The organism is Salinivibrio sp. MA427 (assembly GCF_001996115.1).
Classification (GTDB): domain Bacteria; phylum Pseudomonadota; class Gammaproteobacteria; order Enterobacterales; family Vibrionaceae; genus Salinivibrio; species Salinivibrio costicola.
Genome location: NZ_MUFH01000324.1, coordinates 1 through 2,568 on the forward strand (window position 1 = coordinate 1; position 2,568 = coordinate 2,568).

At 45.2% G+C, this 2,568-nt stretch carries 2 protein-coding genes; both read left to right on the forward strand.

Going from position 1 to position 2,568, the window contains the following annotated elements; genetic code table 11:
- Window positions 1–113: 113 nt before the first annotated feature.
- Complete coding sequence (locus BZG79_RS13960) at window positions 114–626, forward strand: hypothetical protein (protein WP_077460873.1); 513 nt, start codon at window positions 114–116, stop codon at window positions 624–626.
- 89 nt (window positions 627–715) lie between these two features.
- Window positions 716–2,568: GGDEF domain-containing phosphodiesterase (locus BZG79_RS13965; protein ID WP_077774703.1), on the forward strand; the 1,853-nt coding region annotated here is incomplete at its 3' end.

The window sequence follows — 2,568 nt, forward strand, 5'->3', positions numbered from 1 at the left end:
CTATTACGTTCTATATAATAACTGAGGGCATGTTAGCGATTTATCCGTACTTTCTTGAGGAAGTTACCCGCTCAAGCTAGGTTTAAAAAATAACAGCATAAGGAAGGAACAACATGGTAACCATCGAGAGTGCAACGACACAGTCGCATAAAAAGCGCAGCACACACTTTCTTTTGATAGCGACAGTATTCTTGGCATTGCTAGCATCACGTGTTGAAGCTACGCCAATGCTGAAGATATCCGGTGACGTAGCAAAACAAACGCTAACCCGTGAACAACTCATTCAGCTGGCGGATCGCACGATCAAAACACAAACGCCATGGACCGAAGGAGAACAGGTTTTTCTTGGTGTCTCTGCCCAAAAACTGTTAGAAACGGTGAATAAGCCCGCACATAGCCTCAAAGCCTATGCGCTGAATGATTATTGGGCGACAATTCCGAGAGACGATATCAAAAAATATAATCCCATCTTCGCGATTAAAAAGAATGGCGACTGGATGCGGGTTCGAGACAAAGGTCCCATTTGGGTTATCTATCCACTCTCGGCCTTTAGCCAACTTGAAAATGAAGTACTACACAGCCGAATGGCATGGCAAGTCAATCGTGTTGAAGTGTTAAAAGAGTAGCGTCCAGCGCCTATATTAAAAAGCACAATGCGGCGAAAAACAGCCGATAACACCACTTGAGATAGAGAGTTGATGAGGTACAAAGTCGAATGGTAAAGCGCCCTCTTATTGCTTTTGTTATGTTTGTCTTCACGGCTCTACTCTTGACCGCGACGGCGCTTTATCAATTTCATCAAGCTTATACGAAACAAACACTTCATACCCAGCTGTCTGCCTGGGCACTTGCCCAAATGGAATTAGAGACCCTCGAGTTTCGAAATGACTTGGCACTCTATCTTGTCGAGGATTCAAGCCCAAGACGATCACTGCTTCTTACCTATGACATCTTATGGAGTCGGTACGATACATTTTTAAGTAGTCAAGAAACAGCGGCAATGCGACGCGCTTTCAATGCCCAACCTATTGTGGAGCGCGCTTTTCGACTCATTCAACGGCATGAGCAGGCTGTGTTAAACGGTGATCGAGAACGGCTTCAAAATTTGCTCAATGAAATAGACATTGTGCTTCCCCAAATTCGTAACTTGATGGTGAATAACTTTACGGGTCCAGCCTCCATCGAACAGCGCGCATTTCTCGATGAGAAAATCAAAGTGATGTACGCTGCAATGTTCATACTCACATTAGTATTGATTTTTTTCGCGTTTCGCCTGTATCGCAATAGCAGCAAGCAACAAGAATTGGCGTGGCAGGATCGCCTCACCGGCTTACCCAACCGAAACTATCTTCTGGACTGCCTGTATAAAGCGGTCCAGCAAAACCGTATACATACCTTACTGTTGATAGATATCCGTCGTTTTAAAGACATCAACGATTTGATGGGGTATGAGCAAGGGGATAAGGCATTAACAAAACTTGCCAGTCAGTTAAACAGCATTTGTTTGCCTTATGGGTATCCATGTGCGCGTGTCAGTAGCAATGAGTTTGCAGTGCTTGCTTACTCGGATGGTCGTCATCTCAGCTTTTTCACCCAACCATTATGTGACTCACTACGTCGTGCTATTGACAGTATTTATCCAGGCCATCGATTGTCCTTGGCAATAGGTATCGCAAAAAGTCTTGATGTTGATGCCCACTCGGGAAACAGTCACTGGCAGTTAGCCAATGAGTTGCTTAATAACGCTGACCTTGCCTTAATGAGAGCTAAACAAGCGCCTGTCACGAAAGACAGTATTGACACCTTTAAAACGGAGTATGAACAAGAAGCGCAACAACGTCGTAGGCTCCGCGATGAATTAAAGGCGCACTTGATAGACCCATACCAAGATGCACTTTATGTCGCTTTTCAGCCTATTGTATCGGCGGATCCAAATCGATTAGGTTGCGAGGCTTTAGTTCGCTGGCATCATCCTGAGTACGGGCCAATTAACCCGGAACTTATCGTAAATGTCGCCGAAGAGTCAGGGCTCGGGCAGCGCTTAGGTACGTGGATACTGCAACAAGTTCATCTCGCGCTCAATACAGAATGGCAAAGTATCAATACGCATATTGATATCGCCGTTAACCTTTCCGATTCATTTTTCAATGAGTCTTTAATTGCTGATGTAATAACGATTTTCGCCAAACACCCAGAACAACGCAAACAACTCATTTTTGAAGTCACAGAAACAATGACCATTGATGATATCGGTCGATTCAGTCTTTTGATGAACCAGCTTCGTGATGTCGGGATCCGTATCGCGCTTGACGACTTTGGAACCGGCTGGTCGTCCATGGCAGTGCTCAATCATTTAAGCTTCGACAAAGTCAAAGTCGATCGCTCATTTGTCACTGGCATGGCAGATATAACACGACAGCAAGTGCTCGTTGATACCATTTGCCACATGGCCCACCAACTTGGTATTCATGTGGTCGCCGAGGGAGTTGAAACTAGGGAGCAGTTAACCAGCCTTCAGCAAATGGGGGTCGATGAGTTTCAGGGTTATTTTTTCGCCAAACCCCTATC